The 25,764-nt window shown below is 60.3% G+C and carries 21 protein-coding genes; 9 read left to right on the top strand and 12 right to left on the bottom strand.

The window, feature by feature from the left end:
- Nucleotides 1-268: 268 nt before the first annotated feature.
- From ACWHXD_RS01090 to ACWHXD_RS01055, 8 genes are all read right to left on the bottom strand, one after another.
- A complete protein-coding gene (locus ACWHXD_RS01090) occupies nt 269-1,051 on the bottom strand; it encodes a MetQ/NlpA family ABC transporter substrate-binding protein (RefSeq protein ID WP_098949850.1) in 783 nt (260 codons plus the stop codon).
- Nucleotides 1,052-1,157: 106 nt separating this feature from the next.
- Nucleotides 1,158-2,084: a sigma 54-interacting transcriptional regulator gene (locus ACWHXD_RS01085; RefSeq protein WP_138761775.1), complete on the bottom strand. Its 927-nt coding sequence runs from the start codon at nt 2,082-2,084 to the stop codon at nt 1,158-1,160.
- A 48-nt stretch (nt 2,085-2,132) separates the two neighbouring features.
- Nucleotides 2,133-2,714 (bottom strand): alpha/beta hydrolase, encoded by a 582-nt coding sequence (locus ACWHXD_RS01080; protein WP_078467157.1) that lies wholly within the window; start codon nt 2,712-2,714, stop codon nt 2,133-2,135.
- 242 nt (nt 2,715-2,956) lie between these two features.
- Complete coding sequence (locus ACWHXD_RS01075) at nt 2,957-5,881, bottom strand: glycosyltransferase family 32 protein (protein ID WP_138761776.1); 2,925 nt, start codon at nt 5,879-5,881, stop codon at nt 2,957-2,959.
- A gap of 184 nt (nt 5,882-6,065) precedes the next feature.
- Nucleotides 6,066-6,467, bottom strand: a complete 402-nt coding sequence (locus ACWHXD_RS01070) for an ExbD/TolR family protein (RefSeq protein ID WP_032894164.1) — start codon at nt 6,465-6,467, stop codon at nt 6,066-6,068.
- Complete coding sequence (locus ACWHXD_RS01065) at nt 6,468-7,190, bottom strand: MotA/TolQ/ExbB proton channel family protein (protein WP_138761777.1); 723 nt, start codon at nt 7,188-7,190, stop codon at nt 6,468-6,470.
- 25 nt (nt 7,191-7,215) lie between these two features.
- Nucleotides 7,216-8,022, bottom strand: coding sequence for an energy transducer TonB (locus ACWHXD_RS01060; protein ID WP_138761778.1), 807 nt, complete (start codon nt 8,020-8,022; stop codon nt 7,216-7,218).
- Nucleotides 8,023-8,255: 233 nt separating this feature from the next.
- Nucleotides 8,256-9,107 carry a LysR family transcriptional regulator gene (locus ACWHXD_RS01055; RefSeq protein WP_032897659.1) on the bottom strand — a complete coding sequence of 284 codons (852 nt, stop codon included), beginning with the start codon at nt 9,105-9,107 and terminating at the stop codon, nt 8,256-8,258.
- A gap of 110 nt (nt 9,108-9,217) precedes the next feature.
- Here ACWHXD_RS01055 and ACWHXD_RS01050 point away from each other — a divergent pair, with 110 nt between their 5' ends.
- Nucleotides 9,218-10,417, top strand: coding sequence for a CynX/NimT family MFS transporter (locus ACWHXD_RS01050; protein ID WP_098949854.1), 1,200 nt, complete (start codon nt 9,218-9,220; stop codon nt 10,415-10,417).
- Here the strand turns inward: ACWHXD_RS01050 and ACWHXD_RS01045 are convergent.
- Nucleotides 10,388-12,673 carry a TonB-dependent receptor gene (locus tag ACWHXD_RS01045; protein WP_414478933.1) on the bottom strand — a complete coding sequence of 762 codons (2,286 nt, stop codon included), beginning with the start codon at nt 12,671-12,673 and terminating at the stop codon, nt 10,388-10,390. The two genes, ACWHXD_RS01050 and ACWHXD_RS01045, sit on opposite strands and share 30 nt — an antisense overlap.
- A gap of 185 nt (nt 12,674-12,858) precedes the next feature.
- Here ACWHXD_RS01045 and ACWHXD_RS01040 point away from each other — a divergent pair, with 185 nt between their 5' ends.
- The 3 genes from ACWHXD_RS01040 to ACWHXD_RS01030 all read left to right on the top strand — a co-directional run bounded on the left by ACWHXD_RS01040 (nt 12,859) and on the right by ACWHXD_RS01030 (nt 16,647).
- Nucleotides 12,859-13,803 carry a LysR family transcriptional regulator gene (locus tag ACWHXD_RS01040; RefSeq protein ID WP_138761780.1) on the top strand — a complete coding sequence of 315 codons (945 nt, stop codon included), beginning with the start codon at nt 12,859-12,861 and terminating at the stop codon, nt 13,801-13,803.
- Nucleotides 13,804-13,911: 108 nt separating this feature from the next.
- The gene (locus tag ACWHXD_RS01035) at nt 13,912-14,373 is read left to right on the top strand and encodes an HIT family protein (protein WP_138761781.1); all 462 of its coding nucleotides are present in this window, start codon (nt 13,912-13,914) and stop codon (nt 14,371-14,373) included.
- Between the two features lie 666 nt (nt 14,374-15,039).
- Complete coding sequence (locus ACWHXD_RS01030) at nt 15,040-16,647, top strand: alkaline phosphatase family protein (protein ID WP_032894180.1); 1,608 nt, start codon at nt 15,040-15,042, stop codon at nt 16,645-16,647.
- A 124-nt stretch (nt 16,648-16,771) separates the two neighbouring features.
- On the opposite strand, the gene ACWHXD_RS01025 is transcribed toward ACWHXD_RS01030, so the two are convergent.
- Entirely contained in the window at nt 16,772-17,677 is a 906-nt protein-coding gene (locus ACWHXD_RS01025) for a TauD/TfdA dioxygenase family protein (RefSeq protein WP_003187589.1), read from the bottom strand.
- Between the two features lie 184 nt (nt 17,678-17,861).
- On the opposite strand from ACWHXD_RS01025, the gene ACWHXD_RS01020 reads away from it, so the two are divergent.
- The gene (locus tag ACWHXD_RS01020) at nt 17,862-18,782 is read left to right on the top strand and encodes a LysR family transcriptional regulator (RefSeq protein ID WP_032894183.1); all 921 of its coding nucleotides are present in this window, start codon (nt 17,862-17,864) and stop codon (nt 18,780-18,782) included.
- 104 nt (nt 18,783-18,886) lie between these two features.
- Here the strand turns inward: ACWHXD_RS01020 and ACWHXD_RS01015 are convergent, their stop codons facing one another.
- Entirely contained in the window at nt 18,887-19,888 is a 1,002-nt protein-coding gene (locus ACWHXD_RS01015; protein WP_138761783.1) for an ABC transporter substrate-binding protein, read from the bottom strand.
- A gap of 279 nt (nt 19,889-20,167) precedes the next feature.
- On the opposite strand from ACWHXD_RS01015, the gene ACWHXD_RS01010 reads away from it, so the two are divergent.
- The 3 genes from ACWHXD_RS01010 (at nt 20,168) to ACWHXD_RS01000 (ending at nt 23,031) form a co-directional block, all read left to right on the top strand.
- On the top strand, nt 20,168-21,766 hold the full coding sequence (locus ACWHXD_RS01010; protein WP_138761784.1) for an ABC transporter permease: 1,599 nt from the start codon (nt 20,168-20,170) through the stop codon (nt 21,764-21,766).
- Nucleotides 21,763-22,578, top strand: coding sequence for an ABC transporter ATP-binding protein (locus ACWHXD_RS01005; RefSeq protein ID WP_032894186.1), 816 nt, complete (start codon nt 21,763-21,765; stop codon nt 22,576-22,578). Before ACWHXD_RS01010 ends, ACWHXD_RS01005 begins: the two co-directional genes overlap by 4 nt.
- A 138-nt stretch (nt 22,579-22,716) precedes the next feature.
- On the top strand, nt 22,717-23,031 hold the full coding sequence (locus tag ACWHXD_RS01000; protein ID WP_032894187.1) for a hypothetical protein: 315 nt from the start codon (nt 22,717-22,719) through the stop codon (nt 23,029-23,031).
- Nucleotides 23,032-23,034: 3 nt separating this feature from the next.
- Here the strand turns inward: ACWHXD_RS01000 and ACWHXD_RS00995 are convergent, their stop codons facing one another.
- Nucleotides 23,035-24,108 carry a fatty acid desaturase gene (locus ACWHXD_RS00995; protein WP_138761785.1) on the bottom strand — a complete coding sequence of 358 codons (1,074 nt, stop codon included), beginning with the start codon at nt 24,106-24,108 and terminating at the stop codon, nt 23,035-23,037.
- Between the two features lie 101 nt (nt 24,109-24,209).
- Between ACWHXD_RS00995 and ACWHXD_RS00990 the strand changes: the two genes are divergently transcribed.
- Complete coding sequence (locus tag ACWHXD_RS00990) at nt 24,210-25,214, top strand: AraC family transcriptional regulator (protein WP_098949867.1); 1,005 nt, start codon at nt 24,210-24,212, stop codon at nt 25,212-25,214.
- The last annotated feature ends 550 nt before the right edge of the window (nt 25,215-25,764 follow it).

Genomic DNA, 25,764 nt, shown 5'->3' with positions numbered 1-25,764 from the left:
AACTTTAAAGGTATAAAAACCAAAGTTTAAATACCGAAATAGCATATTTATATCACTCGAAAACCTAACCTCTGCGGGAGCTGGCTTGCCTTCGATCGTTCCCACGCTCTGCGTGGGAATGCAGCCCAGGACGCTCTGCGTCTGCTCTAAAGTCGTGACGCAGAGCGTCACAGGAGACGTTCCCACGCGGAGCGTGGGAACGAGCAAAAAAACGCCGACGCTGTAGTAGCCGTCGGCGTTGAAACCTTGAAGAGGGTTTTGGCTTACATCAGAACGCTGGCACCACCGCGCCGTTGTACTTCTTATCGATGAAAGCTTTGACTTCCGGGCTGGTCAGGGCCTTGGCCAACTTCTGGATAGCATCGCTGTCCTTGTTGTCCGGGCGGGCTACCAGGAAGTTTACGTACGGCGACTTGGCGTCTTCGATGATCAACGCGTCCTTGGCCGGGTTCAGGCCAGCTTCCAGGGCGTAGTTGGTGTTGATCAGGTCGAGGTCAACCTGGTCCAGCACCCGTGGCAACAGGGCCGACTCCAGCTCTTTGAACTTCAGGTTCTTCGGGTTGCTGGCGATGTCTTTCGGCGTAGCCAAGGCGTTGGTCGGGTCTTTAAGGGTGATCACGCCGGCCTTTTGCAGCAGCAACAAGGCGCGGCCGCTGTTGGAGCCTTCGTTCGGGATAGCCACGGTGGCGCCGTCTTTCAGATCTTCGATTTTCTTGATCTTTTTCGAGTAGCCGCCGAAGGGCTCAACGTGCACGCCCACCACGGTAACCAGGTTGGTACCTTTACCCTTGTTGAAGTTTTCCAGGTACGGCAGGGTCTGGAAATAGTTGGCGTCCAGACGTTTCTCAGCGACTTGCACGTTCGGCTGTACGTAGTCAGTAAAGACTTTGATCTGCAGGTCCACACCTTCCTTGGCCAGCGTCGGCTTGATCAGCTCGAGGATTTCGGCGTGCGGGATCGGCGTAGCGGCCACCACCAGTTTCTCGTTGGCCTGGGCGAAGCCGGCAGTCAGGGCAGCCGCCAGAGCGGTAAACAACAGAACCTTTTTCATGCAATGTCCTTCTAACGACCGTTTTTATGTGAGGTGCCAGCGAAGTGCTATCGCGGCGTGGGAAGGACAATACCTAGATTTTTTATTCCCGAACAATATCTTTTATTCACGTTGATATTCCATTTTGCTCATACAGGAATTTACGCACCGATTCCTGCTCGGCTGGGCTGGCGCTGGCAAAAATTCGTCGCACTTGCTCCAGCGGTGAACCCGCCACCGGCAAGTTCAAATGCTCGGGCAAGATTTCATCGCCACTGCTGACCAGCAAGGCAAAGTGAATGACGTTTTCCAATTCGCGGGTATTGCCCGGCCAGGTGTGTTGTTCCAGCACCTGCTGGGCGGCTTCGCTGATAAGCGGCACCGGCAGGTCCAGACGCTGGCTGTAGATGCCGAGGAAATATTCGGCCAGGGACAAGATATCCCCCACCCGCTCGCGCAGCGCTGGCAGGTCCAACCGGCCTTCGCTCAAGTAATGAAACAGACGCTCGTGAAACTTACCGACGGCCACGGCTTGGGCCAGGTCGATGCTGGTGGCGGCCACCAGGCGCACATCCACCGGGCTCGGCTGATGGGCACCGACACGGGTGACTTCATGGTTTTCCAGGGCCGCGAGCAATTTCACCTGGATCGGCAGCGGCAAGTCGCCAATCTCATCCAGGTACAAGGTGCCGCCATTGGCCGAGCCGAACCAGCCCGCCCGGCTGCTCGCCGCGCCACTGTGGCTACCCGCGGCATAGCCGAACAACTCGGCATCGGCATAGGTGGGGCTGATGGCGCCACAGTTGACCGAGACAAACAGGCCAGTGCGGTCACTGCCACGATGGATGTGCCGCGCCAGCAATTCTTTACCGCTGCCGGTTTCACCGCGAATCAAGACGGGTAAAGCGCGCGGCGCCAGGCTTTCCAACTCTTCACGCAGTTGGCGTGAGCGTGGGTCGACGAACACCAGCGCCTTGGCGCGGATGCTCAACGGGCTTTTTTCAGCATCGGGAAAGGTCAGCAGCGGCTGGCCGAAGGTTTCATGCAGACTCATGGCAGGCTCCCGCCCCAATCCACTCAGGGACGGGGCGTTGAAAAAATATTAGGCGCTGCGCCGGGCGTGATGCTCGAGGCGATGTTGCAGGCGATAGAGGTAAGCAAAACCTTGCTCCCACCGCCGGTGGCCGGACTTCACGTTGATATGCCCGGCGCCCGACAGGATGCCGGCTTCGGCGCCCCACTGGCGCGCCAGTTCCAGAGCCCTGTGGGCGCTCACGGCACTGTCGTTGTCGGAGCTGACCACCTGGCTGGGGAATGGCAACAAATCGGTGGGAATCGGTGCGAAGTTACGCAGGGCGGGCGCACACGCCGGGCGCTCGACATCCGCAGGGGCTACCAGCAATGCGCCGCGCACCTGCCGCAAGACCTGCACGGGAGCGGTAGCGGCCCAGTGGGCCACAGTGATGCAACCCAGGCTGTGGGCGATCAGGATGACCGGCGTACTATCGGCAGCGATGGCCTCAGCCAGCGCGGCGACCCAGTCCTCACGACGGGGCGTCAGCCAATCGGCTTGCTCCACCCGCGCGCTGTTGGGCAAGCTGTTCTGCCAATGGGTTTGCCAATGATCTTCTGGCGATCCTTGCCAGCCCGGCACGATCAGATAACGAATCGACTCGCTGTGCATGGGTGTGCCCTCCTGCAGCGTTTAACGTTGCTGACCAGTATAGGGGCCGCTCAACAACCAAATAAGGAATAAAAAGGAATTTATTAATAACCATATGGAATTTATATTTTCCGAAATCTGTCAATGCTCAACCATCGCCCCCTCTTCGACACCAAGGTGCCAGGGGCGATAGCGGCAGCGCAGAACTGTCAGCAGGTGGATTCACGCAAGCCACTGCTAGTGGCTCGCCACGCTTTGCCGACTCAACGCGAATGATGCATGGAGTGCTCTGCGCCGATGGTGACGCCAAATTTATTACTCATTGGCATATAAAAATCGTGAACTTTCATGTAGTTTTTTGCATAATCCTGAGGCAATAAAAGACGCGCACTCATGAGTTCTGTAAGCTCATTAATAATCGGAAACATCCCATATTCTTCTTGCTCCAATACATCACCAAACATTCTCGGCCCGGTGACCTCGAATATCTTCGTTTCATACGCCTTATAAGCCTGCTGTTCTGCGGCGATCGCCCCCTCCTCAAGGAAAGGTCGATGATTGGCAAACCAAGATTCGTTGGCTTTATACCGCTGATATGACTCCTCTAAAATCTTATCAAATAACGGATTGCCCGGATGACTTGCAAAATTGCTGGTATTAAACCCTTCAAAGTCTGTGGCTGCATAAGTCACTGGCGAGTTCAACAGAATATCATTGGCCGTGGCCTTCAGCGTGACCTCTCCCACGTTAAACTCTAATGTGTCGTCCGTATCCAGGTAAATGCCACCGTACTTCTTCATCAAGGCCACGCGCATCACGTCCGATGACGCAGATAAATTCTGCCCTTGCCCTGAACGAAAATACTGATACATCTCCCCATACTTTCCAGCATTCAATTCCTGAAAGGCTTCATCCTCCTTCAAGTTATGCACTTCAAGCCCACCGACTTTATGATCCAGCGCCGCCTTTATGCTCTGGAACACCTCTGTATCATTGGCATCCACATGAACGATTGACTTGTAGCCAGGACTTTTTCTGGAGTTCTCGATAATATTTTCGAGCAAGTGCTCTGGCATTTCATTACCGGCCCAGAAATAGTGGATCACCTTGGGCACTTCTGTCGCGCCGGACGGTAGCGAAGGCAGCCGCGGTATCTTGAAGGTCTTGTTTATCACTGAGGCCGGGGAGTCTTTGCTGCCTGCCAGCGCTTTGGCCTTTGAACCAACTTGCCAGTTTCCTCGACCGTCACGCCAATAAAACAGGTCATTGACTTGACCATTTTCTCTAAGCCCGCGCCAAAGACCTGCCTGTATGTCATACGTGACTTTCGTGCCGTATTGGCCCACAAAAACCATGTAGTCTTTAGAGAACATTTGATGGACACCGTCCATGGGAAGCGTGAGTTCATCAAGGATCGCCGGTGTCGAAACGGGACTCAGCGGGTACCCAATATGCCCGTTCACATGTCGTGGCGGGTTGAAGAACGGGCGGCCTTGTTCATTCACTTGAGCGGGCGCCTGGGCGGCGGCATCTACCTCTGTTGCCAGGCCACCGCCGGCCATCCGCCCGGTCACTTTCGCAAGCGGCGCCGCTGCGTGTGTGGCCAACGGCGGTACCGCGTTCAACACCCCAAAAACGATACGGTCAGAGGCTGTCGCTTTACCTTTGACGGCATCGTCAATGCCGATACCTGCCTGGGTGGCGCCGGCAGCCAGGAAGAAAACATCCAGCGCTATCGCTACCTCCGGCATCACCAATGCCAGCGGCGTCATGAACATGGCGACCTTCGTGGCTTCTTCAACAAGCTGCAGGGCTTTGTTCTTGTTGTAGTCACCGTCACTGACGATCGCATTTTGCGCATCCGAATACGACCGCGCCTTTTGTCGAACCTTGATGGCCTCAAAAGGATCGTTGCTTATCGGGTCAACCGAAACGTAGCGCTCCGGCACCCAACCGTTGAGCGTGCCAAGGATAGACCTCCCGGCCGCCTGATGATCAGACCAGGTGCCCATCCCTACCAAGGTTTGACGTACACCGTCCGAAAAAATCCTTTCGGCCTGGTCCTCCAGCGAAAAGTGCGACAACAAGGATTCGCGCTTTGCCGGATCACTGGCTTGCTTAGCCAGCCAATTGCTTATTTGTTGCGGGTTATCAAAACGATGTATTGGCGAGGAGTTGCCTGGGATGTAAAGCAATGTCAGCTGGGTTTTCCGGTCGGTCACGCACATCAGGTCGGTCGACTCAAACCCATTGATGCTCAGCAAGCCGATGTCCAGGTCCGGGTCCTTCACGGCAGCCTCTTTAAAGTCCTGGACCGTCAGCTCGGACCAATCCTTTTGCGCCACAGGCCCCAACGCACGCTGGGCGAGTGCGGTCTCGGCAGGGCCAAGGGTCCCTTCCAGGCGTTGCAGATTGATGGCTTTGACAAAGGAGATTTTACTCAATGCCGCATAAGAGTCGGTGTGCTTGTCCCAAAACCCATCAAGGGTTTTCTTATACATGTTGGTCCGGTCTGTATCCCAGACTAATGACTTGAAGCCATCTACCGGTATGGACACGCGAGTGTCGGCATTATACGGCGCATCGCCCGGCGCACTCGGTTCCCGATAAATACCTTGGCGACTATTTGCTTCCTGCACCCAGCCGTCGATCTTGTTGTACACATACACCACTGGCGAAAAGTATTTGCCAATTTTTACAAACCAGTTTTCATTATCTTCAATCGTTACATCTTGCCTGTTTTTCAATGCCGCTTGTGTCAGGGTTATTTTTTCCACTACTTTCTTTTCATCTTCACTGTCACTTTTAAATGTCACCAAATAGGTCTTATCAGGGTCAACATCCACGCCCCATTGCTGCTTTATCTTTTCAGTTAAAATGCTGGAAATTTCTTTTTCTGGCGTTACAAAGTCGGAGGAATGCTTGCTGATATAAGTTTCCAAATCCGCATTTTTCTTCAATACCGAACTGACGCCGCCTGGCACAGGCTTTGCTTGAGCACCCTGCAATACACTATTCTTCCTCTGATAATCAGCCAGCGAGGGCAAGATACAGGCCGATGGATGTTTGAGACCCGGCGCTCGATAGTTTGAAGATGCCATTACGGGAGGCTTTTCTTCAGGTTTTTCAACCTCTACAGGCGGATTAAAGAACGTGCTCATCACTTGAACAGGAAACCGTATAGACATGTATTACTCCATTAATTAAATCACTCCATGCGCCGACCAGCATAAGCATGCTCCCGAAAATTGCACGCTCGCAAACATGTAAATTCTTTACCTATGCAACATCTGTAAATACGTAGCCCTTAAATAAAAAAAGGCCGCACCCTGCCAAGGAAAGCGGCCCAAAAACTGTCGAATTCTTTTGAAACTAACGCGCGGTGATCACCGACAACTTGGTAATCCCTGCGCGCTCGATCGAGGCCATGGCGCGCGCCACTTCGCCATAATTCACCCCGTCGTCAGCCTGCAGTTGCACCCGCACATCGGGGTCCTTGGCCTTGGCCGCCTGCAGGTTGAATTCCAGCAGGTCCGGCTCGATGGCGTCCTTGTTGATAAACACTTTGCCTGCGCCGTCGATGCTCACCACCAGCGGGTCTTTCTGCTCAACCGGCGCCACGGCCTGGGTCTTGGGCAGGTTGATCGGGATGGAGTTGGTCAACAGCGGCGCGGTGACGATAAACACCACCAGCAGCACCAGCATCACGTCCACCAGCGGCGTGACGTTGATCTCGCTCAGCACCTCATCGCTGTCTTGCGTGGAGAAGGCCATTCAGGACGCCTCCTTTACTTTCTGCGGGCTGCCGGCGCTGGCCTTGGCCAACGTCGGGTGCAGCAGCACGCGGAACGCGTTTTTCTGCGCCAGGCTGTAGAAGTCGTGGGCAAAGTCATCCAGGTCTGCCGCCGTCAGCTTCAGGCGACGCAGGAAGTAGTTGTAGACCAGCACCGCAGGCACCGCGACGGCGATCCCCACGCCGGTCGCGACCAACGCCGCCCCGATCGGGCCTGCCACGGTTTCCAGGCTGGCGGACCCGGCGGCGCTGATCCCCTTGAGCGCCTCCATGATGCCCCACACGGTGCCAAACAGGCCGATAAACGGCGAGGTGCTGCCGATGCTGGCGACCACGGCCAGGCCGGTTTCCAGGGAGCGACGTTCACGCACGATCTGCTGGCGCAGGGCGCGTTCGAGGCGGTCTTGATGGTTGATTGCCTGGCTCAAATCCGCAGCATGGTTGGCGTCCCCCACCTGAATCGCCGCATAACCGGCCTGGGCCACACGTGCGGCGGCGCCGGGCTGGGTTTCGGCAAGTTCTGCGGCGGCATCGAGGCTCGATGCCGCCCAGAACTGTTTGTGAAACTTGCGATCCTGAGCCTTGAGGCGACCAAACTGCACGCCCTTGAGCAAGGCCAGGCCCCAGGTCGCGACTGAAAAGGCCACCAGCAGCCAGATCACCGCGCTTTCGATGGATTCAAGTGGAGATGCCAATGCCATGATGTTTTCCCTCTGCGCCGCTGAATAATTAATGAATCTTGAAATCGATGGGCACGCTCACCCAGCCGTTCTGGGCCACATCGCCCTGCTTGGCCGGCACGAAACTCCAGCGTTTCACCGCCGCCAATGCCGCGTCATCCAACTGCTGGCGACCGCTGCTTTTTTGCACCTGGATCTCCCCCGGCTTACCGCTGGCCAGCACCTGCACCCGCAGCAACACCGTGCCTTCCCAACCGCGACGCTGAGCCAGTGACGGGTACTCCGGCGCCGGGTTCTTCAGGTACGCGGCGTTGGCTGACGCGGGTGTCACCGGGGCGGGCGCCACGGGCACTGGCGCAGCGGCGGGTGCTGGCGTCGGTGGTGTTGGCACTGGCGGCGGCTCGACCGCTTTGGGTACAGGCTTGGGCGCAGGTTTAGGCGCGGGCTTGGGTTTGAGAACCGGTGTGGGTGGCGCCGGCTTGGCGGCCAACTCATCCACCACCGGCGGTGGTGGTGGTGGCTCGACAACAGGCGGCGGTGCTGGCGGTGGCGGCTCAACCAGCGGCGGTGCCGGCTGGGAAAACTCGATGGTCATCGGTGGAATTTCCGGCGGCACAATCGGCAGCACCGGCGTGGGCTTCTGACTCACCCAATAGATCACCGCGCCATGCAAGGCCAACACCAGCAGCCCCAGCAGGATGCCTTCGCGGCGGCTGGAGAAACGCTTCGGAGTCTTTTGCAGACGCAATTGCCCCAACGGCGCGCGGTGCGGCCGGCCAAGGTCGACCAACTCACCACTCGGTGCCTGGCGCCACTGCGCCTCGTGTGCACTGGCGGCGGTCTGGACATTGCCCATTGATTCACTCCCTGCGGTTCTGAAAACCGACGGGCCTGTATGCAGGGCCGTCTAGGACTGAATCATCGGGGCCAGACACTTATCTCTTAAAGTAATCTTTAAAGTTATACATAGATCAAAATTGAATAATCATGACGGCCACCCGGCGCCAGCCCGCGTCCGTCGTGGCCTGGCGCCCAGCGCCTATTTTTCGATGCTTTCAAGGCATGCAAAATATTCGGCAAAGGTATCGGTCAGTGCGGGTTTCCCGCGCATAACGCGAGCAATTCGCTCAGCAATGTCTGCCCCGCCGCGCCGAGGCCACTGCGGCCATACAAGGCCAGTCGCACGCCGTGTACCGGCGGCAAGCCACTTTCCGGGCCGAGTATGCGATGGCCCGGTTGCAACACCCGTTCCGGCAATAAACTGATGCCCAAGCCTGCCGCCACCGCCGAACACACACTGGCCAGGCTGGCGCTGCAATAGCCAATGCGCCAACGCCAACCGGCTCGTTCCAGATGGTGGAGCATGTCGTTGCGATACAGGCCGCCTACCGGAAAGGCCACCAGCGGCAGCGGGTCACGACCCAGCGCCGGCGTGCTGAGGCTGTCGACCCAATACAAGGGCTCGGGCCACGACGCCACACAGTCGTCGCTGTCGCCCATCTGCTTGACCAGCAACACGTCAAACTCACCGCCCCGATACTGACGCTGCAATTCGGGGCCCAGCCCGCTGGTGACTTCCAGTCGAACCCGTGGATAAGCCACGACGAACGCCGAAAGCAGCGGCATCAGGCGCTCGGCAGCAAAGTCCTCCGGCACGCCGAGGCGCAACACGCCGTCGCTTTGCTGGTTGATCAGCACATCGGCGGCTTCTTCATGCAGCGCCAGAATGCGCCGGGCATAGGCGAGCAGACGTTCACCCTCAGTGGTGGGCACCACACGGCGCTGGTCGCGATCGAGCAACTGGCACGTCACCGCGTCTTCCAGACGGCGGATCTGCTGGCTGACGGTAGACTGGGTCAAATGCAGGCGCTCGGCGGCGCGGGTGAAATTGCCGCAGTCCACCACGGCGACAAAGCTGCGCAACAACACGGGATCGAACACACTCATCACCATTGCGTTTGCCACTGGTTGGCATGGTTATATTTAATTTCAGCATACCTTGGCGCCTCGCCATACTCATCCCCCCTTTGCCCACGCGGACCCTGCCTACCATGACGCTGAACACGACACTCGCCGGACGACTTGCCGGCTGGGGCCTGCTGGTGGTGCTTGGCCTGAACCTGCGCCCCATCCTCAGCTCCATCAGCCCCTTGCTCGGTGAGATTCGCCAGGCCACCGGCTTGAGCTTCCAAAGCAGTGCCTTGCTCACCAGCCTGCCGGTGATCTGCATGGGGTTGGTGGCACTGGTGGGCGTGCGCGTGGAGGCTCGCTTGGGCGAGCGGCGCGGCATCGCCCTGGGCTTGTTGATGATTCTGCTGGCGTGCCTGGCGCGCTGGTTGATGGGCCAGGCTTCGGCGCTGCTGGTCACTGCGCTGCTCGGCGGCGCAGGCGTGGCGCTGATCCAGGCGTTGGTGCCGGCGATGATCAAGCGCGAATTCCATCACCGTGTGCCGGTGGCGATGGGGGTGTACTCGGCCTCACTGATGGCCGGCGGTGGGCTGGCGGCGCTGCTCAGCCCGGTGGTGGCCACGTACTTTCAGCAATGGCAGGCGGGATTGGGTGTGTGGCTCCTGCCGGCGCTGGGGGCACTGCTGCTGTGGGCCTGGCTGCCGCTGGGCGCGGCTCGAAATCCACAGCGGGCATCTGCGTTCAAAGGGTTACGCAACCGCCGCGCCTGGCTGCTGGCGCTGTATTTCGGCCTGGTGAATTGCGGCTACATGAGCATGGTGGCGTGGCTGCCCGCCTACTATCAGCAACTGGGTTGGGGCGTGCTGCCCAGCGGTTCATTGCTGGCGTTCATGACGATTTTTCAGGTGACTGCCGCCCTGCTGATGCCAGTGCTGGCGCAACGCGGTATCGACCGTCGCCCATTGCTCAGTATCAGCCTGCTGGCGCAAACCATCGGTTACCTGGGCCTGATCATTGCGCCGCAGGAATATCCTCACCTGTGGGTGGCCTTGTGCGGCTTCGGCCTGGGCGCCTGTTTCGCCCTGAGCCTGCTGCTGACCCTCGACCACCATCGCGACCCTCGCCAAGCCGGGCAACTGGCGGCGTTCGTGCAAGGCGTGGGCTTTTTGATCAATGCGATTTCGCCATGGCTGACCGGCTGGCTGCGCGAGCTTACCGGCCACTTTGTCAGCGCCTGGGTGGTGCTGACGGTGACGGTGGTGGCGATGCTGTTGGTGACGCGGGTGTTCAGCCCGGCCACCTATCGCACCGACCTAGAAGTCGTAGCGCCCAGTCACGCCTAGGGTGCGCGGCGTGCCCAGCAGGCCCTCGTAACCGCCGTTACCGCCGGTCCACAGGGTGGTGTAGTAGGTTTTGTCGAAGGCGTTTTTCAGCCACAGCGACACATCCCACTGCCCTTGGTCATAGTCGCCGCGCAAACCGGTAGACAGGTTGACCACCGCATACGCCGGGATCTGCCCGTAGTCGGAATCTTCCACCGTGCCCACCGCCTTGGAACGGAACGCGTAGCTGGCGGTGACGTAGGGTTCGAAGCCGTTCGCCAGGTTCCACTTGTACTCGCCGTTGGCATTGGCGATCCACTTGGAGGCGCCCACCACCTGATGGCCGCTCAAGTCGCAGGACGCCGGCGCCCCAGGGCGCAGGCTGGTTTCCGGCGGGCACGGCGCATCCTTGTAAGACAGGTAAGTCACGTCATTGAAGGAGCCGTTGATGTTCAGGGTCAGGCCCTTGATCGGCACCAGGGTGCTTTCCACTTCCACGCCGCGCGAGCGCACCGAGCCGGCGTTGGTCAGGTACTGCACGCGGTTGTCCTGGTCGTAGGCGTTGGTCTGGTAGCCGTTGACCTGGGTCCAGAACAGGTTGGCATTGAGCTGCAGGCGGCGGTCCCACAAGGTGCTCTTGAAGCCCAGCTCGGCGTTGTTGGCGCGCTCGGTGCCGATCAGCAGCGAGTCGGCCCCGGCTGTCGGCGCAGACCCCACCGCCAGGTTCACACCGCCGGACTTCTCGCCATGGGACAGCGTCGCGTAGCCCAGCAGGTTTTCGTTGAAGTGATAACTGAGGTTGAGCAGCCCCGACGGCGTGGCGCTGTATTGCGACAGGTCGCCCGAGTCATAGGCTCCGGTACGCCCACGCCGCGCCATGGCGGCGGCCCCGCTGACCGCCGCGCCACCGACGGGCGCATTGCGCGTGACCCAGGCGCTTTTTTCTTCGTAGGTGCCGCGCACACCGGCGGTGAAATCCAGGCGCTCGGTCAGGTGCCAGGTGCCTTGGGCGAACAGCGCAAAGCTGTCGGTGCGGATATGCCCGTTGCCCACACTGCTCACATTGCTCAACGCACCGGCAGGCGTACCGTTCCAGATATCGGCCTTGGGCCCGTAGTAGGCAAAGGATTTGTTATCCAGGTCGGAGCCGAAGTAGTAGGCGCCGAGCACGTAATCGAAGAAGCCACCGCTGGGCGACGCCAGGCGGAATTCCTGGGACCACTGCTTATCTTCCACCGAAACTCCGGCGTTATACGACGCCGGTACGTTGAGGCCGTCATCGTTGCGCGGGGTGAAATTCCACCAGCGGTAAGAGCTCACCGAGGTCAGGGTGAAGTCGCTGGGCAGCGTCCAATTGGCTTCCAGCGACGTACCGCCCTGGAACACCGTGACGTGCTGGTCGTTGTCCAGGTTGACCTTGCGATGGGTGCCGTCCACCAAGGTTGCGCCCGCCGCGTTGGCCCGGGATTGATACAGGTTGGTGCCATTGATGGTCGGCCCGGTGCTGTACAGCACGCGGGTGCCGGCGCTGGAGTCTTCTTCGTTGTAGTCGCCGATCCAGCGCAGGTTGAAGGCCTCGCTGGGCTTGTACAGCAGTTGCCCGCGAAAGCCCTGGCGTGAGCCGCCGTTCAAATCATGGCCGTCATGTTCATTCTTGATGTCGCCGTCGCTGCGCGTGCGATAGGCCGAGAAACGCCCTGCCAGGTCATCGGTCAGGGGGCCGGAAATCGTGCCCTTGGTCTGGAAATAACCGTCCTCGCCCAGGGAGGTTTCGATACTGCGCTCCGGGGTAAAACTCGGCGCACGGGTGCTGATATTGATCACGCCGGCAGTGGTGTTCTTGCCGAACAACGTGCCCTGGGGGCCGCGCAAAACCTCAAGCTGCTCGATGTCCATCAGATCGAACACCGCCATGCCCGGACGCCCGAGGTAGACGTTGTCGATATACAGCCCCACGCTGCCTTCCAGGCCATCGCTGGCCGGGTTGTTGCCCAGGCCACGGATCGACACGCTGGACTGGCGCGCATGCATATAGGCGACGTTGACGCTGGGCACCAGTTGCTGCAAATCCTGGATGCGATACACCCGCTGGGTTTCCAGGGCCTGGCCGCCGAGCACGCTCATGGGCGTCGGCACGGCCTGGGCACTTTCGGTCCGCCGCCGGGCAGTCACCGTGACGGTCTCCAGTTGGCCACTGGCGCTTTCGCCCTTGCCAGCAGGCGCGGGGGTTTCAGCGGCCTGGGCCGGCGACCAACTGGTACTGCCGGCCACTAACATAGCCAGGGGCAAGGACTTGAACAGACTCATAAGCGGCTCCAAAACCCCGGAATACTCGTCGCCTCATATTCCCAAAGGTTATTTATTTATGTTTTTACGAACATTTACTGCATAAGAGATAGCCTTTATAAGGAGTCGACGTAATGCATAGCCAATGCATTTCCCGGATATTTTTGATGTGAAAAATGCATATCGACTTGCGCCAGCTTCGCCACTTCATCGCCCTCGCCGAACAGCGCAGTTTCGTCGCGGCAGCCGCAGCGGTGAACCTGTCGCAGTCGGCGTTCAGCCGTAGCATCCAGGCCCTGGAACACAGTGCCGGCTGCCAACTGGTGGACCGTGGCCGCAAAGACCTGGCGCCCACCAAGCAAGGCCAGGTGCTGCTCGAACATGCACGCCGCCTGGTCAGCGGCGCACAACAACTGGCCAACGAAATCAGCCAGTTCAATGGCCTGGAAGCCGGTGAACTGCGCTTCGGTTGCGGCCCCGCGCCGGCAGCTGGGTTAGTGCCACGTGCCATTGGCAGTTTTATCGGGCGCTACCCCAAGGCCCGCGTGCAGTTCCAGGTGGACGACTGGCAAAGCCTGAGCAAGCGCCTGCTCAGCGAAGAGTTCGAATTCTTCGTCGCCGACACCCGCCACTTCGAAGCCAACCCCGACTACCACACCCACCGCCTGCGCCCGCGCCGTTGGCACTTCTGCTGCCGCGCCGGCCACCCCTTGGCCACGCGCAACAGCGTCAGCGCCGCCGAGCTGATGAGCTACCCGCTGGCAGTAACCATCCGCCCGCCGAACCTGCGCAAAGTCATCGTCGACCTCAGCGGCCGACCGGATTACCAGCCCAATGTGGAATGCGAAAACGGCTACAGCCTCATGGGCGTGGTACTGCGCTCGGACGCCATCGGCATCGTCAGCGCCAACAGCGACGTGCTGCACATGGCTCGGGGGGAATTGGTGTGTTTGCAGATTGAGGGATTGGACGAAAACCTGGAGGAGCGCTACACCCGCTACGGGATCGTCAGCCGCGCGGGGTATCGATTGTCGCCGTTGGCGCAGGCGATGATTGAGCAGATCAAGGAGATTGATGCGAGGGACGAGGATGCTTATGCGCTGGAAAATATTGCGGTCTGACTATGCGGCGAACAGAGGCCCACTACCTCAGTGAAGTCATCATTAGATAACAAAGATCACCTACAAGAGGGTCTATAACCTTTTGACCCGCACGAGGAAGCGCGTTTGATGGACTGTATCTTTTGCAGCATTGCCCGCGGTACTGCTCCCGCCCATCTCCTATGGGAAGACCAGACCCACATGGCCTTTCTCTCCATATTTCCCAACACCCCGGGGTTCAGTGTCGTTATCCCCAAAGCCCATCACGGCAGCTATGCGTTTGCCGAACCGGACACCGTGCTGTGTGACTTGGTCATTGCAGCCAAGAAGACGGCGACGCTTTTGGACAACGCGCTAAAGGGTGTCGCCAGAACGGGCATGATTCTGGAGGGTTATGGCGTCGACCATCTGCACGCCAAATTATTCCCGATGCACGGGACCGGGGAAGATAGCGCCTTCAAGAAAATCAGCTCGACCCAGGACAAATATTTTGAGCGCTATGAAGGCTATGTCTCCTCCCATGACGCTGCCAGGGCAGACGATACAGCGCTGGCAGAACTGGCCGCTCACATCAGGTCCTTCGCCGAGTAAGCCAAAGGTAACCACGATGCGAAGCGAGCCGCTCTTGATCTTGATCTGCTTGTGATCTTGATCTCAGGCGCCCCGTTAAACCACGCTGGCCGGAATTCGACAGTGATTTGGGGGGTAAACCGGCAGGGATGCCGGTTTAGCCGCCCCGCGCCATGGATGGCGCGTGGCGGCGCCCCCCCAAATCACTGGCGGATTACGGGCACACCGAGCCCAAGCGAGGTGCCGAGTGGTGGGGCAAGAGCCCTTTGGTTACTTTGGGGCTTTTCCAAAGTGACCCGCCGTCGGGCGGAACCCTAAGTGGCCGTTACCGCAGGAATGGATATGTACTCGGTATGACTGTGTCGGCTGTCAGGCCGCCTTCGCGAGCAAGCCCGCTCCCACAGTTGGATCGTGGGGCGTCAGGTAGATGAGTGTCGGCTGGCTGGTCGTCATCGCAGGCAAGCCAGCTCCCACAATTTGATCGTGGGGCTTCAGGTAGATGGGCGTCGGCAGGCGGGCCGGCTTCCCCATTTGAAATGCATTCCCCTGTGGGAGCTGGCTTGCCTGCGATAGCGCCAGCAGCCACACCCATGCATTCCCTGCATAAAATCCAGACCTCAAATGCACTTGCCAGCCCCCCCTGCGAACGGCGAAAAAACGCTTCTGTCCTCCGTCCGGTAAACCCCCATGTCTGAACCAAAACCCGTGCGCAACGTGCTCTACATCATGTGCGACCAACTGCGCCGCGACTACCTGTCGTGCTACGGCCACGCCCATTTGCACACGCCGAATATCGACCGCCTGGCCGCCGCCGGCGTGCGTTTCAGCCGTGCCTACACCCAGGGCACGATTTGCGGCCCGTCGCGCATGTCGGCCTACACCGGGCGCTATGTCAGCAGCCATCAAGTGGCATGGAACGCGGTACCGCTGCCGCTCGAAGAACTGACGATCGGCGACTACCTGCGCCCCCACGGCATCCGCACCGCCCTGGTGGGCAAGACCCACGCCACGCCCAACCTTGAGGCCTTGCAGCGCCTGCAGATCGACCCCGACAGTGCCCAGGCCGAGCCGCTCAATGAGGTCGGCTTCGACGCGTATCTGCGTCACGACGGCATCTACCCCGACAGCCCGCTGTTCGACGATAAGCGCGAGTCCGCACCCTACACCCAGTACTTGCGCGATCACGGCTACAGCGGCCGCAACCCCTGGCATGAATGGGCCAACGCCGCCGAAGGTGAGAACGGCGAAGTGCTCAGCGGCTGGCACATGCGCAACGCCGGCAAGCCCGCACGGGTGGCCGAAGAGCATTCGGAGACGGTCTACACCACCGACCGTGCCATCGACTTTATCGACGAGCAAGGTGAACAGCCGTGGTGCCTGCACCTGTCGTATATCAAGCCGCACTGGCCCTACATCGCCCCGGCGCCGTATCACGCGCTGTACGGCGCCGAGCATGTGCAGGCGCCGATTCAACCGGAGCACACCAGCGATCACCCGGTGTACCAGGCATTTCGCCAACACCAGGAGAGCCAGAACTTTTCCCGTGACGAGGTGCGCCTCACGGTGATTCCCACCTACATGGGGCTGATCAAACAGATCGATGATCAACTCGGACGGCTGTTCGACTTTCTGCAAGGCACCGGCCGCTGGGACGACACGCTGATCGTGTTTACCAGCGACCACGGCGACTTCCTCGGCGATCATTTCCTCGGTGAAAAAGAATTCTTGCTGGAGCCTGCGGTGGGTATTCCGTTGATCGTGCGCGACCCGCGTGCCAGCGCCGATATCAGCCGCGGCACCGTAGACGAGCGCTTGGTGGAAACCATCGACGCCCTGCCCACCTTCCTCGACGCCTTGGGCTTGCCCGCCGCCGACCATCGCCTGGAAGGCCGCTCATTGGTTCCATTGCTGCACGGCGCGCAACCCGCCTGGCGCCGCTATGCCATTGCCGAATACGACTACGCCTTCCAGGCCCCCGCTCGCGAGCGCCTGGAACAGCCCATCGACCGTTGCCGCATGACCATGGTGCGCAGCGAGCGTTGGAAATACCTGGCATACGACGGCTTTCGCCCGCAGCTGTTCGACCTGGAAAACGACCCGCAAGAACTGCACGACCTGGGCAGCGATCCGGCCTATGCCGAGGTGCGCGAAACTCACTTGGGCTATCTGTTCGACTGGCTACGCGGGTTGAAGCGGCGCACTACCATCAGCCACACGGAAGTTGAACTGCGTGGGCAGTGGTTTCGTTATGGTGAGCCAGAGGCAGAGAAAGTGGTGAAAATCGGAGTCTGGTAAACACCACAAACCAAATGTGGGAGCGGGCTTGCTCGCGAATGCGCAGTGTCAGTCGACGAATTCATCAACTGACCCACTGCATTCGCGAGCAAGCCCGCTCCCACATTTTTAATCTTCACCCGGCTTAGAGACCTTTAGTGGTTTTGCTTGATTGCCCCTGCACCCCCACCGGCACATCCCCCTTGAGCGTGACCCGGCGCACGATGCGTTCCTGGGTGCCGTAGTCGTCCACCGCGTAATGCTGGGTGGCGCGGTTATCCCAGATCGCCACGTCACCGGTGTTCCAGCGCCAGCGCACGGTGTTTTCCAGGCGGGTGACGTGGCCTTGCAGCAGGTTGAACAACTGCGCCGACTCTGCCTGGGAGTAGCCTTTCAGGCGTTTGACGAAGTGCCCCAACAACAGGGTTTTCTCACCGCTGACCGGGTGCACGCGCACCACCGGGTGTTCGGTTTCGTACACCGTGGAGGTGAACACTTTGCGGTACTCCTCCAGCTTCTCCACCGCCACGTCCGGCTTGCGGGCGGCATAGTCGTATTCGTTGCTGTGCACCGCCCAGAGGTGGTCAGCCAATGCTCGCAGCTCCACGCTGAGGTCGTTGTAGGCAGCGGCGGTGTTGGCCCATACGGTGTCGCCGCCGGAAGCAGGCGCCAGCACCGAACGCAGGATCGAGGCCTTTGGGTACGCATCGACGAAGGTCACGTCGGTGTGCCAGGAATTGGCGCGCTGGCCACGGGTGCCATCCAACTCCATCAGGAACCGCGTGCCGTCTCGCACCGGCACCGTTGGGTGGGCGATTGGCTCGCCGAGCAGGTGAGCAAAGGCTTCCTGGCTCTGGTCATCGAGATGGGTTTGTTCGCGAAAGAAAATCACCTTGTACTGCACCAGCGCCTGCTGGATGGCCTCGACGGTGGCGGCATCCAGCTCACCGGACAGTTTGATGCCACGGATTTCGGCGCCGATCCGCCCGGCTACCGGGTGAATATCGAGTGCGTGGGCGATGGGTTGAACGGCTAATGCGGCGTTGCTCATTGTGATGACCCTCATGTGCCTGCGAAACGGTGGGGGGACGCTTCCAGCAACGCTCTATTCATATGCGATTTAGGTCTAGAAAATGAATGAATGCTTCGTTGACGGAATAAGAGCTTGCATTTAAAACCTCAGCTTGCTCGGTCGCAAATGCCTTCGACCTATTTTTAAAATGCCGGGAAAGCATATGGATCTTCGCCAACTGCGCTACTTCATCGCCCTCAACGAACACCGCAGTTTCGTGCGCGCTGCGGACGCCATGGGCATCACCCAACCGGCGTTCAGCCGCAGCATCCAGGGACTGGAACAGGAGTTCGGTTGCGTGCTCGTAGACCGTGGCCACAAGGACTTGCGCCCCACGCCGGAAGGCCAGGTGGTGTTGCAGCACGCCCTGAGCCTGGTGCATGGCGCAGCGCTGCTGAGCAGTGAAGTGACGCGCATGACCAAGCTCGACGCCGGCGACCTGCGCTTTGGCTGCGGCCCGGCGCCAGCGGTGAAACTGGTGCCGGATGCGGTGGCGCGGTTTATCAACGCGCACCCGAAAATCCGCACCACGTTTCAGGTGGATAACTGGGAAACCCTCAGCCGCCGCCTGAGCCGTGAAGAGATCGAATTCTTTATCGCTGACATCCGCCAGTTCGAGGCCGACCCGAACTTCCAGACCCGCGCACTCACCCCCAAACGCGGGGTGTTTTTCTGCCGTCCTGGGCACCCGTTGTTGGCCAAGGACAGCCTGTCGACCAACGACATGTTCGACTACCCGCTGGCGGCGCCGCTCATCTCCCAGGGCATTCGCAAGCTGTTGGCGAACCTGAGTGGGCGCATGGATTTTTCACCGAGTATCCAGACCGAGCACTTCCCGGCGCTGGTGAGCATCGTGCTGCAAACCAATGCCATCGGCGTCGGCACTGAAGAGGCCTTTGCCGAGGACATTGCCAAGGGAGCGCTGGTGCTACTGCACTGGCGCAACTTGCCGCAGCACATGGAGACAATGAGTGCGCGCTGCGGGATTGTCAGCCGCACCGGGTCGCGGTTGTCGCCGGCGGCGAAGGCGATGATTGAGATGTTGGTGGAGGTGGATAGTCAGCAAGTAAGTGTGGCGGTTTGACGGGCCCCATCGCAGGCAAGCCAGCTCCCACATTTGAACGGTGAACACATTCTAGTGTGGGAGCTGGCTTGCCTGCGATAGCGATAGCCCAGGCACCGACAAGCTCAGAGCCCCGCCGCCACCAACCCCGGCGCCACCCAATCACTCACCTGAAACGACCTGCGAATCAACTTCTCCCTGGACGCCAAGTCCACCGCATCCTGCAATTTGCCAAGGAACACCGGGTCCAGTGTGGAGGGGAAAACTTCGCTGAGTTTCTGGTCTTTCAAATCATTGGTGAGGATCACCGGCGGGTAACTGGCCAGCCCGGACACCAGCGCGATGTACGCCTGTTTGTTGTTGTCATCGGTCAACCACTGCACCGCTTGCTGTTGGGCCTTGAGCAACGTGGCCACGGCGTCTGGGTGGTCATCGACAAATTTGGCGCTGCCCACCAGCACGGCCTGGATGCTGCCGGCATCGCCCAAGTCCTTGGTGGTCAGCGGTATCTCTGCCAAGCCTTTGGCCTGCAACGCCGTCAGCGTGGAACCGCCCCAGGTGGCGTCAATCTGCTTGGCAGCCAGGGCGGCAGCGGCGGCATTGAAGTCCAGGTTGATCACCTTCAGGTCCTTCTCGCTCAAGCCCTGGCTGGCCAATGCGCTGTCGAACGACAACTGGCTGGCCGTGCCCCGGAACACCGCCACGCGCTTGCCTTTGAGGTCTTGCAGGGTCTTGATGCCGGAGCCCGGCACCACGCCGAGGTAGTGTTTCACTCCCCGTGCGGAGGCGCTGAGCAGCCGCGTATCCAGGCCATTGGAGCGGCCGATGATCGCCGCCAGGTCGCCCAGATAAGCCAGGTCCACCTGGCCGTTGGCGAAGGCCTCGTTGATCACAGGGCCGGCGCCCTTGAAGTAATTCCACTGGATCTTGATGCCTTGGTCGGCAAAGGCTTTTTCGAAGATCTGCTGTTCACGCAACACGTCGGTAATGCCACCGCCACTGTGCTGGCTGCCGGCACTGAGGTCGGGCACCGCGATGCGGATTTCCTTGAGGTCGGTGGCATGCACCAACCCGGCCAGGGCAGTGCCGGCGAACAGGCTGATCAGACGTTTAAAGGGCAGTTTCATAAGCGCAGCTCCTGGTGGGCGACGGTCGCCTGGGGAGCAAAAAGTAGGCACAGGCTGAACAAAACTTTAAATACTATAAATTCACAATTTAATAGCTTTTAGGACTATGCGAGTTAACACGCAGGCTCCAGAGGGATATGCACAAACAGCATCGAAAATATTCTTCGAATGCATTGGATGCGTAGCGGCGTGAGGCTTTAAATGACTTTTCTTATCTCGCAATCATCTTGATCACGCTTTTGTAAGATCGAAATCACATAACGCATTCGGAGGTCTTCCATGGCCCGGATTTCGCTTCTGAGCCTGCCGCTGGCGGCCCCGTCCAAAGGCCTCGCGCCGCGCTGGCCGCAACTGGGCCAGCGGGTGTTGCCGTGGCTGCTGCCGCTCACGCTGTTTGCCTTATGGTGGCTGGCCAGCCGCAATCATTGGATGAGCGAGCAGATTCTGCCCACTCCCGCCCTGGTGTGGAGCAGCGCGGTGGAGTTGGCCGGCGGCGAGTTATGGAGCCATCTGGCGATCAGCTTGCAGCGCTTGTTCTGGGGCCTGCTGGCCGGTATCAGTGCCGGCGCGATACTGGGCGCGTTCCTGGGTTTCAGTGCGCGTGCCGAGCGCTTGGTATTCCCGACGTTCAGCGCACTGGCGCAAGTGCCGACCCTGGCCTGGATCCCGCTGTTCATGGTGTTTTTCGGCATTGGCGAAACCCTCAAGCTGGTGGTGCTGGTCAAGGCCATCGTGGTGCCCGTGACCCTGCATACCCTGGTGGGCGTGCGCGATGCCCAGCCCAACCTGCGCGAAGCTGCCCGGGTGCTGCGCCTGCCTGGCCACTTGTTGGTCCGCCGTCTGATCCTGCCCGCCGCATTGCCGGCGTTCATGGCCGGCGTGCGCCTGGCCCTGGCGGCCGGCTGGACTTCCTTGCTGGCCGTGGAGCTGCTGGCTTCCAGCGAAGGCATCGGCTACCTGATGGTGTGGGCGCGCCAGTTGTTCATGCTCGATATCGTCTTCGTGTGCATCGTGGTCATTGGCGTGCTGGGGGTGGTGATGGACCGCGGCATCGGCTGGCTGGATCGCAAGTGGGTGCACTGGCCGCACCCTGCCACCGCGCAGATCCGCCGCGGGCCACGCTATGAAGGCTGGCAACGCCTGCAGCCCTGGTTGTTACCCTTGCTGTTGTTGGCGCTGTGGCAGGCAGCGACGCAACAGGGCTGGGTAGACCCGAACATTCTGGTCAGCCCGTGGGCCGTGCTGCAGACCACCCTGGCCGGCGCGCTGGATGGCAGCCTCACCACCGCCCTAGGCAAAAGCCTGGGCCGAGCCATGGGCGGCTTGCTGCTCGGCGGCAGCCTGGGCTTTGCCGTGGGCTTATGGCTGGGGTTGTCGCGGCGCAGTGAGCGACTGTTCGGCCCAACCTTGTCCGCGCTGCGTCAGATTGCGATTTTCGCCTGGGTGCCGCTGTTGACCGCCTGGTTCGGCCTGGGTGAATTGGCCAAGTGGGTGTTTATCGCCCTCGCCGCCTTCTTCCCGTTGTTTATCGCCACCCAGCGCAGCGTGCTCAACCTGTCGCCCCAACTTCGTGAAGCCGCGCAGGTGCTGCGCCTGAACCTCTGGCAACGCCTGCGCCGCCTGGTACTGCCGGGCGCCGCGTCGGGGATTTTCGCCGGCCTGCGCCTGAGCCTGATCTACGCGTGGATGGGCACCCTCGGCGCCGAATATTTCATGCCCTCCAATGGCGGCATCGGCAGCCTGATGATCGGCGCCCAACAGCTGCTGCGCATGGACCTGATCATGAGCGGCATGCTGCTGGTCGGCCTCACCGGCGCCACCCTCAACCTGCTCGGCCAACGCCTCGAAACCCGCGCCACTCGCTGGAGACACGCATGAACGCACCGATTGTCAGCTTCAACCATGTGGGCAAGTCCTTCGACGTCGATGGCTTCGAACTGGAAGCCATCCGCGAATTCAACCTGGAGGTAGCCGAAGGGGAATTCGTCGCGATTGTCGGCGCCAGCGGTTGCGGCAAGTCGACCCTGCTGCGCCTGCTGGTGGGGCTCGATACGCAGTTTCGCGGCGAGATCCGCGTGGATGGCAACGCCGTCAGCGGCATCGGCGGCGAACGCGGCATTGTGTTCCAGGAGCACCGTCTGTTTCCGTGGCTGACCGTGGCGCAAAACATCGGCCTGGGCCTGGTCAACGAGCCGCTGAACGAGGCCGAACGCACGCGGCGCATCAATGATTTTATCGAGTTGGTGGGCCTTACCGACTTCACCCGCGCCTACCCGCACCAACTCTCCGGCGGCATGGCGCAACGGGTGGCGATTGCCCGCGGCCTGGTGGCGAGCCCGCGCATCCTGTTGCTGGACGAACCCTTCGGCGCCCTCGACGCGCTGACCCGCCAGCAGATGCAGGATGAACTGCTGGCCATTCGTGCCCGCGCCAGGATCACCACAGTGCTGGTGACCCATGATGTGGAAGAGGCGATTTTCCTCGCCGACCGCGTGGTGGTGATGGAGCCCAGGCCCGGGCGCATCAAGCAAATAGTCGACATCGCCCTGCCCCATCCGCGCCAGCGCAGCAGCTTTGAATTCCACCAACTGCGCGAAGAACTGCTGCACGAACTGATCAGCGATGACCACTACCAACCGCCCGTGCGCGAACAGATTCGCGATTTGCCCCTGGCGTTTATTGCCTGCTAGGAAAACGATCACCTCAGGCCCAAGCGACATCCCCACTTACAACCCCAGCGTTGCGATAACCGAGGCAGACGTCTTAGATGCGGGCTCGCTGTATCTACCCAAAATCTTTTAATTGCCTTTTACTCAGGAAGAGTACGCATGACTGTAGCCTCCCATTTAATGGCCTGTATGGCCCTATCCCTGCTGCCGATGGCTGCGCAGGCCGCGGCCGACATCGCCCCGGTTGAACATCCGCTGATCGAAGTGGTGAACAAGACCAAGACCCCACTGGATATTATTCAGGGGAAATGGATAACCGTCGTCCTGCCGGGAGAAAGCCAGCAGGTCGAGGACTCCAAGACCCGCCCGCTGACGATCGCCACTAAAACACGCGAAGCGGCCATCAGATTTGTAACGCTTTCGTACGCCAAAGGCTGCAAGGCTCAGACCTGCCTGCTGATTACCGGAGAGTAAACCTCACACCGGCGCAGCCTGATTGACTTGCGACTGCGCCTGTTCTTCTCGCTCATATCGATTGGCCCGCGTAAACGTACCCAAATCATTGAAGCGCACACCCATCTCGGCCATCACCTTATGCGCCACCTTGGTGGTCATCTGGCGGATGTAGAACGGCTCTTTCACCACAAAGTGATGGATGCCATGGGTGCTGCCGAAATTGAAGCAGAACGCCTGCAACGGCCACAGCCACCAAGGGTTCAGTACTTGGGTTTGCTGGATCACATTGCCCAGTTCCACATCGCCGTAGTAGTGCATATTGGAGCTGACAAAGTGCAGGCAGAAGGTGCGCAACACGTTCGGGCCGATGATCACCACGGCAGCGATATCGATCACCTGCATCACCTGCAACGTACCGGCTGACCACTGGATGGGCGCACCCATCAAACTGGCAATGCCATTGGCGGCATGAAAGCCCAGGAAGACGTACCACGCGCCCCAATGCAGCAAGGCCAGCGGTGCGTACACCAGCAGCACGCGCTTGAGGATGCTGAACCTGTGCGGCCAGGTCTTGGCGCGCAACAGGCGGATCAAGGCCGACATCATGTTGTCCCCCACCATCAACAACCGCGCGATACCCCAGGGTTCGCCATTGGTGATCGCACGCTCTTCCATGTCGGCTTCAGTGCCCGAGACCTTGTGATGGTTGAGGTGCAGATGCCGGCGTATCCACGGGTTGATGGTGCTCGGGCGCGCCAGCCACACCAGGCCCATCATCAAATTGTGGGGCACGCGCTGTTTGCGAAAGTACATGCTGTGGATCAGGTCGTGTTCCAGCTCGTGGGTGAGCGAGGCGAAGAAGGCATTGAGCAGCAGACACACCCACCAGGCCATATGACCGCTGATGTAGAGCACCGCCGAGCCGAGCATGCCCAGCAAGGCAAAGGCCAGGATGCCTGCACCCAGGGCGTCCTGATGCAACAACCAGGGATGCCGCTGGCGCAGGCGCACGCCTTCGGCCATCACGACCTCGCGGATGTGCGCCGAACGCTGTTGTGCGTTCAACGGCTGGGGGCTTGCAGAAGTACCGTCCATGCTTCCATTCTCTTGTGAAGTGATGCCTGAATCCTGCACCTAACCCTAGCGCAGGACGCTAGCCGCGCACGCCAATCTGTTGACCCCAAGCGCCAATTGCCATGACCGAACCTACTTCCCTCGCCAGCTGGACCCGCGCCCTGCGCAAGCAGCTCGACGCCCTGGGCCTCGACAGCGCCGCGCTTTGCGCCGAGGCCGGGCTGGACCCGCAGCAGATGGACGACCCCAACGCCCGCTACCGGTTGTCGGCCACCACACGCTTATGGGCGCTGGCGGTACAGGCCAGTGGCGACCCGGCGATTGGGCTGCGGGTGTCGCGGTTTGTCAGCCCCACCACCTTTCATGCACTGGGTTACGCATTGGTGGCCAGCGGCAGCTTGCGCGAGGTATTCGAGCGCATCGTGCGCTATCACCAGGTGGTCAGTGATGCCCTGGACCTGGAGCTGAGCCGCCACGGCGACATCTACCGTTTTCGCCTGCTCCAACCCCCAGGTAGCCCCGCGCCCGCGCCGGAAGCGATCGATGCCTTTGCGGCGATCTACGTACGCACCTGCCGCAACCGCCTGGGTCGCGACTATGCGCCGTTGGCCGTTTACCTGCGGCGCCCGGAACCTACCGACCCCAAGCCGTGGCACACGGTATTTCGCTCGCCAGTATTCTTTGCCGCCGACGAAGACCGCCTGGAATTCGCCGCCAGCGACTTCGACAGCCACCTGGACGACGCCAACCCGGAGCTGGCCGAACACAACGAAACCGTGCTCAAGCGCACCCTCGCCCAACTGCAACCGCTGACCTGGGAACGCAAGGTGCGCGCCGCCATCGAGGCGCAATTGCCGGACGGCGAGCCAAGCGCCGAACGCATCGCCCAAGCGATGCACTTGAGCCTGCGCAGCTTGCAGCGGCATCTGGCCGATGAAGGGTGTCGGTTTGACGCCTTGCTTAACGAGTGCAGGCAAAACCTGGCGTTATTGCACCTGCGCGACCCGCAGTGCTCATTGGCCGAGATCAGCCATTTGCTGGGGTTTGCCGATACGAGCAGTTTCAACCGTGCGTTCAAGCGCTGGACGGGGATGACGCCGGGGCAGTTTCGCGACGGGTTGCAGTAGCAAGGGCCTCATCGCAGGCAAGCCAGCTCCCACAGGGGAATAGGTTCACATCCTGTGGGAGGTGGCTTGCCTGGGATGAGCATAGATATCTACATAACTTTGTGGGCTGTAGCAGACGGTAACCACGATGCGAAGCGAGTCGCTCTTGATCTGCTTTTGATCTTGATCTCAGGCGCCCCGTTAAACCACGCTGGCCGAACGCAGGCTTGAATTCGTGGGTAACCCGGCAGGACGCCGGGTTAGCCGCCCCGCGCCATGGATGGCGCGTGGCGGCGGCCCACGGATTCAAGCCTGCGTTCGGGCACACCGAGCCTAAGCGAGGTGCCGAGTGGTGGGGCAAGAGCGTTTTGCTTACTTTTGCGCTTTTCAAAAGTAAGACGCCGTCAGGGCGGAACCCTAAGCGGCCGTTACCGCAGGAATGGATATGTACACGGTCCAACTGTGTTGACTGTTAGGCCGTCTTCGCGAGCAAGCCCGCTCCCACAGTTGGATCGTGGGGTGCCAGGTAGATAGGCGTCAGCTGAAAGGTCGTCATCGCAGGCAAGCCAGC

The sequence above is a fragment of the Pseudomonas fjordensis genome, assembly GCF_976987115.1.
This window is presented reverse-complemented; position numbering and strand designations above follow the sequence as displayed.